The organism is Achromobacter semiaridum, assembly GCF_053543755.1.
This window is the reverse complement of record NZ_JBLVOL010000034.1, coordinates 16,314-22,836: the sequence shown is the minus strand read 5'-3', so window position 1 is coordinate 22,836 and position 6,523 is coordinate 16,314. Positions and strand designations below refer to the sequence as shown.

The 6,523-nt window shown below is 66.9% G+C and carries 7 protein-coding genes; 5 read left to right on the top strand and 2 right to left on the bottom strand.

Annotated features, from left to right (window positions below; translation table 11 throughout):
- Positions 1-90 precede the first annotated feature (90 nt).
- Both ACNPP0_RS10945 and ACNPP0_RS10940 read left to right on the top strand, forming a co-directional pair.
- Complete coding sequence (locus ACNPP0_RS10945) at positions 91-1,668, top strand: FAD-dependent monooxygenase (protein WP_448705875.1); 1,578 nt, start codon at positions 91-93, stop codon at positions 1,666-1,668.
- A gap of 74 nt (positions 1,669-1,742) precedes the next feature.
- Positions 1,743-2,189, top strand: coding sequence for an SRPBCC family protein (locus ACNPP0_RS10940; RefSeq protein ID WP_332611171.1), 447 nt, complete (start codon positions 1,743-1,745; stop codon positions 2,187-2,189).
- Positions 2,190-2,222: 33 nt separating this feature from the next.
- On the opposite strand, the gene ACNPP0_RS10935 is transcribed toward ACNPP0_RS10940, so the two are convergent.
- Both ACNPP0_RS10935 and ACNPP0_RS10930 read right to left on the bottom strand, forming a co-directional pair.
- The gene (locus tag ACNPP0_RS10935; protein ID WP_332611438.1) at positions 2,223-2,807 is read right to left on the bottom strand and encodes a YceI family protein; all 585 of its coding nucleotides are present in this window, start codon (positions 2,805-2,807) and stop codon (positions 2,223-2,225) included.
- 82 nt (positions 2,808-2,889) lie between these two features.
- Positions 2,890-3,657: a class II aldolase/adducin family protein gene (locus tag ACNPP0_RS10930; protein ID WP_046807085.1), complete on the bottom strand. Its 768-nt coding sequence runs from the start codon at positions 3,655-3,657 to the stop codon at positions 2,890-2,892.
- Positions 3,658-3,881: 224 nt separating this feature from the next.
- Here ACNPP0_RS10930 and ACNPP0_RS10925 point away from each other — a divergent pair, with 224 nt between their 5' ends.
- The 3 genes from ACNPP0_RS10925 to ACNPP0_RS10915 form a co-directional block, all read left to right on the top strand.
- Positions 3,882-5,609: an alpha/beta hydrolase gene (locus ACNPP0_RS10925; RefSeq protein ID WP_448705874.1), complete on the top strand. Its 1,728-nt coding sequence runs from the start codon at positions 3,882-3,884 to the stop codon at positions 5,607-5,609.
- Positions 5,610-5,614: 5 nt separating this feature from the next.
- Complete coding sequence (locus ACNPP0_RS10920) at positions 5,615-6,325, top strand: hypothetical protein (protein ID WP_448705873.1); 711 nt, start codon at positions 5,615-5,617, stop codon at positions 6,323-6,325.
- The coding region (locus tag ACNPP0_RS10915) for a hypothetical protein (RefSeq protein WP_448705872.1) at positions 6,326-6,523 on the top strand (198 nt) is incomplete at its 3' end.

The following is a 6,523-nucleotide window of genomic DNA, read 5'->3' as shown; positions in this document are numbered from 1 at the left end:
GGCCCGCTTTCGTTGACGCTTTCCCTCGGCTTGCTCTAATTTCGCCAGACGCCCACGCAGGGGCGGGGCGGGCCGACTGGAGAAAGCTTGATGATCGCGACGACCGTTCTGATTGTGGGCGCCGGCCCCGCCGGCCTGCTCACCGCCTCGGAGCTTTTCCGGCGCGGCGTCGATTGCCTGCTGATCGATGCGCACGAACGGCCGCTGGACTGGGACCGCGCCACCGTGGTCCACCCTCGCACCCTCGAAATCCTGGACGCCCTGGGCATTGCCGCGCCCTTGCTGGATGCCGGTGTCAAGCAGCGCCGCGCGCGCATCCACGCCGCCGGCAACGTGCTGGGCGACATCGACCTGGCGCTGTGCGGCAGCCGCTACCCGTTCAATATCGGCATTTCGGAAGAAGTCACCGAAGCCATCCTGACCGACCACTTGCAAGCCCTGGGCGGCAGCGTCACGCGGGCCACCAAGCTGGTCGGGTTGCAAGAGCGCCCCGACGGCGTGCTGGCCACCATTGAGCAAGGCGGTGTCCGGTCCAAAGTGTTTACCCAATGGGTCGTCGGCTGCGACGGCCACCACAGCACCGTGCGCGCGCTGATGGGTATCGGCCAGGACGGGCACGACATCCACCAGCCCTGGGCGGTATTCGACGCCGCCATCACCGGATGGCCCGATTCGTTCGAGGCCAACTACGCCTACCTGGACCCCACGCCCGTGATCCTGACCGCGCTGCCCCAGCGTCGGTGGCGCGTCTATCTGCGGCCCAGTTCGCCGCAGTCGGACCTGGTCAACGACGCCCTGGAGACCTTGCATCGCTATCTGCCCGAGGCCCGTTTTGAAGGCGTGTCGCACCCGGCTCGGTTTGATTGCCACACCAAGGTCGCGCAGCGCTTTCGCCTGGGCCGCACGCTGTTGGCCGGCGACGCCGCGCACACATGCAGCCCCGCGCAGGGCCACGGCATGAACAGCGGCATGCAAGACGCCTACAACCTGGGCTGGAAGCTGGCGCTGGTTTGCCAGGGACATTGCTCGGACGCTTTGCTGGACAGCTATCACGCCGAACGCCGGCCGGTGGCGGACCAGGTCATGGCGTCGGGCGACGCCGCCGAAAACGCGCAGATGGTCATGGATCCGGAGGCCCGCCGCCAGCGCGACGCCGCTATCCGCGCCGCGTTCTCGGACCCCGCCACGCGCCATCACGAGGCCGTGGCCGAGGCCGAGCTGGACATCGATTACGCGGGCTCGCCCATCGTGATGGGCGATGCGCAACGCAGCGTGTCGCCCGGGCAACGCCTGCCCGACCACCTGCCCATCGAATTCGCGTCAGGCGGCTCGGGCAAGCTGCACGACTACACCAAGCGGCTGGGCCACACCGCGCTGTTGATCGGGGGCAGCGCCACGCCGCAAGACGAGCTGGCGCAGGTCCACCGCGACACCGTGGCGCTGTCGGACGGCCCCATCATCGAGGTGGTTGTCGCGCTGACGGCCAACGCCGAGGTATCCAACGTGGACGCGTACCTGTCGCCCGACACCGCCCGCCAGCTGGGCGTGAACAAGATCGTGCTGCTGGTGGTGCGGGCGGACGGCCACGTCGGGCTGCGCGCGGACGAGCGCCACGCCCAAGCCTTATCGGCGTATGTGGAGCAGCTGCGTTCTCAGGGTTTTTCCTAGGACGAGCCCTGTCGATATGGGCGCGCCCGGTTCGTCGTATCAGTACGACCCACTCTACTCAAGGCGAATCCACCATGACTACCGGCACCGTGAATTTCCACCGCGTCCTGCGCGCCCCGCCCGACCGCATCTACCGCGCCTTCCTGGAGGCCGACGCCGTCGCCAAATGGCTACCCCCCTACGGCTTTACCTGCCAGGTCCAGCAACTGGACGCAAAGGTGGGCGGCACGTACAGGATGTCGTTCCGAAACTTCGGCACCAACCAGATCCACGCCTTTGGCGGTGAATACCTGGAACTGGTCCCTGGCGAAAAGCTGCGCTATTCCGACCGCTTCGACGACCCCAACATGCCCGGCGAAATGATGACGACCATCCAGCTGCGCAAGGTGTCGTGCGGCACGGAAATCACCATCGAGCAAAGCGGCATCCCCGCCGCCATCCCCACCGAAATGTGCTACCTGGGCTGGCAGGAATCCCTGCTGCAACTGGCCCGGCTGGTCGAACCGGAAGTGGCGGAATAGGCCGGCTGGGACGTCACGCGCCAGGATCAGCCCCTACCCCCGACGCCCCGCCTCGACCTGGATCTTCAGTTCCACTTCGGGCTTGAAGCCCATGTCCAGGCCGAAATCCAGCCCGAAATCCTTGCGGTTGAATTCGGTGGAGGCGTCCGCGCCGCAGACCTCGCGCTTTTCCATGGGGTGCTGGATGCACTTGAAGTCGTCGATGTCCAGCGTGATGCGGCGGGTGACGCCGCGCAGCGTCAGGTCGCCAGTGGCTTCTTCGGGGCGGTCGCCGTCGAACTTGGTGAACTTGCCCTTGAAGGTGGCCGTGGGGTAGCGCGCGGCGTCGAAGATGTCGGGCGCCAGCGCGTGCTTGTTCATCTCGTCGTGGCCGAAGTCCACCGAGTGGATGTCGACGGTGACCTCGACGGTGCCGGTGCGGGCCTGGCGGTCCAGCACCACCACGCCTTGGGACTTGTTGAATTTGCCGCGCCAGGTGGACAGGCCGCCGAAGTGGTCGGCCTCGAAGCTGGGATAGGTGTGCGAGGGGTCGATGTCGTAGGTGACCGGCTCGGCGACGGCCTGGGCGGACAACGCCAGCGCGCCTGCGCCCAGCATCAGGGTCGGGATCAGCTTCATCGAAGTCAGCTTCATCAAGGCTCCTTATGGTGAATGGGCCGTGCGCGGGCGGACCCGGGCACGGCGGACAAACCAGACAGACCTATTCCGCGTAGCCGGGGTTCCGTCGATCCAGCCGGCGCAACAGACCCGGCCAGGCCAACGAGGCCTTGTAGGCGCGGTCGGCGGGCGATTCAACCGCGGCGCGGGCCAGCACCTCGGGCGGGATGAAGATCAATTCGCCGCCCCCGGCCTGCGCGCGCACCTGCGCCATGCAGGCAGCTTCCAGGCGGTGCATGGCCTGGAACGCTTCGGCCATCGTCTGGCCCACCGTCAACAGGCCGTGATTACGCAGGATCAGGTAATTGTTGCTGCCCAGGTCGCGCACCAGGCGCGGCTGTTCTTCGGGGTTCAGCGCCAGCCCTTCGTAGTCGTGATAGCTCAGCGAGCGCAGGGCGATGAAGGCGAATTGCGACAGAGGCAGCAGGCCGTCTTTTTGCGCCGACACCGCCACGCCGTTGATGGAATGCGTGTGCAGCACGCACATCGCGTCCTTGCGGGCCGCGTGGATGCAGCTGTGGATGGTGAAGCCGGCCGGGTTGATGTCGTATTCCGAATCCATCACCTTGTTGCCGTGCAGGTCGATCTTGACCAGGCTGGACGCCGTGATCTCGTCGAACATCATGCCGTAGGGATTGATCAGGAAATGCTCGGTGCCCGGCACCTTGGCGGTGATGTGCGTAAAGATCAGATCGTCCCAGCCAAATAGCGCCACCAGCCGATACAAGGCCGCAAGGTCTGTGCGGACCTGCCATTCCGTTGCGCTGACTTGTTCGCGCACGCCGGCGCCCTGTTTGCTTACCGTGTCCATCCCGTCTCCAGTGTTATTGATTCGTCTTGGGGTCCATGCCGAAGGCGCTTGCGGCAATGATGCCGCCGGCCCGTGAAACACTGTATTGGTTTTAAACCGATCCGGCACGGCCGTGGGCGCTGCCGTCCGTCAGATGAAAAACAATTTTTGTCCCACCGCCCGCGACGTGGCCCCGGCCCCGGTTCCGCTTGCATAATAAGGGCCGCCCCCACGGAGACCCCACCATGCCGCAAGGCCCCCACCGCCGCCTGCAGGCTTATTTCCAGTCGCACCTGGAATCGCTGTCGGGCGTGGGCTTGCTGCTGGGCACGCTGTTCTTCGCCGCGTCGCTGACGCCCACGCTGGTGCCGCGCACCTATCTGACCCAGGGCGTGCTGGGCGGCACCTGCCTGGCCGCCGGCTATGGGCTGGGGGTGTTGTGGCATTGGCTGTGGGCCTACCTGGAATTGCCCGAGCCACATGGCCGGGCGGCGCGCATCGTCAACGGCACGATCACGCTGCTGTGCGCGGTGGTGCTGCTGGCCTTTCTGTGGCGCGCCGCCGCCTGGCAGAACACGATCCGCGCGCTGATGGAAATGCCGCCCGTGCCCAGCGCGCATCCCTTCAAGGTCAGCCTTACCGCGTTGGCCACCTTCGCCGTACTGTTGGCGCTGGGCCGCCTGTTCAAGCTGGTGACGCGGTTTGTGGCCGCGCGGGTACGCCGCGTCGTGCCACGCCGTGTGGCCAACGTGACGGGCGCGGCTATCGCCATCCTGATCTTCTGGTCGCTGGCCAACAACGTGTTCTTTCGGGCGGCGCTGCATGTGCTGGACGCCTCGTTCCGCGAATACGATGCGCTGCTTGAACCCGAGCGCCCGCGCCCCACCGCGCCCGGCAAGACGGGCAGCCCCGATTCCCTGATTGCGTGGCAACAGCTGGGCCGCGCGGGCCGCGAGTTCATCGCGTCCGGCGCCAGCGCGCAGGACATCCGCGCGCGCACGGGGCAGGACGCCCTGGAACCGATCCGCGTGTACGTGGGCCTGCCCGGCGCCGACACGCCGGCCGCCCGCGCCCGGCTGGCGCTGGCCGAGATGAAGCGCGTGGGCGCCTTTGAGCGCTCGGCGCTGGTGGTGGTGACGCCCACCGGCACGGGGTGGATCGACCCGGCCGCGATGGACGCGCTGGAATACCTGCTGCATGGCGACGTGGCCAGCGTGGCGTTGCAGTACTCCTACCTGTCCAGCCCGCTGTCCTTGCTGGCCCAGCCCGAGTACGGATCAGAGGCGGCGCGCGCCTTGTTCGCCGAGGTCTACGGCTACTGGACCACGCTGCCAAAAGATAAGCGCCCCAAGCTTTACCTGCACGGCCTGAGCCTGGGCGCGCTGAATTCCGCGCGCTCGGCCGAGCTGTTCGAAATGATCGGCGATCCTATCCAGGGTGCGCTCTGGAGCGGTCCGCCGTTTGAAAGCCGCGTGTGGCGCGCCATTACCGACGCCCGCAACCCGGGTTCCCCCGCGTGGCTGCCGGAACTGCGCGATGGCGCTTTCGTGCGCTTCATGAACCAGCATGGTTCGCCCGTGCCCGCCGACGCACCATGGGGCCCGATGCGCATTGTGTTCTTGCAGTACGCCAGCGACGCCATCACGTTCTTCGACTTTCGCGACCTGTACCGCCGCCCCGCCTGGATGGAACCGCCCTATGGCCCGGACGTATCGCCGCAGTTGCGCTGGGTGCCGGTGGTGACGATGTTGCAGCTGGCCCTGGATATGTCGGTCAGCACCGAGACACCCATCGGCTACGGCCACGTTTATGCGCCGCAGCACTACGTGGATGCGTGGCTGGCGGTGACGGGCGCGACGGGCTGGACGCCGGACGCGCTGGCGCGGCTGAAGCAGCACCTGATGGAACGCGCCCGCGCCGCCACGGCGAACGGCGACGCCACGCAGACCGCGTACGAGCATCGCGGGGGCTAGCCGATATGACCGATCTGCTGACCGCTTTCTATTTCAGTGGCGATGCCATCCGCAGCCGCAGCGTCAGCCCGACGGTGCTGAGCGCCACCCTGGACATTCCCGCCCCAGCCCCCCACGTGGTCGCCGACTGGCAACGCGAGGTCACCACCCGCCTGATGCTGGAGCCGGGCGATGTGGAACCCCTGCCCCTGGCCCGTGCGCAACGCCGCTGGCCCGACTACAAGCGCTGCGTGCAGGCCATGCACGCCTGGACGCGCGACGTGGGCCTGGGCAACGTGCTGGCCGACAGCGACATGGCGCTGATGGCCTGCCGGGGCGCGCGCTACCACCATGACGGCGGGCAATATGGCGGCGCGGCCTTTTGCAACCTTTTCGTAAGCGAAGACAAGGGGCTGGACGTGCATTTCCCGCATTCCGGTCGGCGCATCCCCCTGACACGCGGCACCGCCATCGTGTTCGACACCTGCCAGCCTCATGCCGTTGTGCCGCGCGGCGGGCAGCGCTTTGACGCCCATGACTATCCCGCCGACGCCGACCTGTCGCAGTGGTTCCTTACCTGGGAACTGCCCATCGAGGCGCCTCGCGTGGCGGGCGCGCTGGGCATCGCGTTCGACGTCGCCCCGCAGGCGGCTGCGGGTCTGGACGACGAGCAGGTGTGGGTGAACGGCGCCCCCGCCCGACTCGATCCTGAATGGGGACAGTGGCGGCGTAATTAGGTGACGGTTCGCCGCCCGACCGGGCCGCGAATTGCAGTTCGACACCCTATCCAACACTCTGTACGGCGCGATGCATGGACGCCCGCACGCGCGCCGGTATACTTTTCCGAGCTGTTTTTGCAGCCCGATTTTTTGCAGCCCGATTTTGCTGCGCCGTTTTTGCAGTCTTTCTTCCAACCTAAGCTTCTTGCCGCGGGG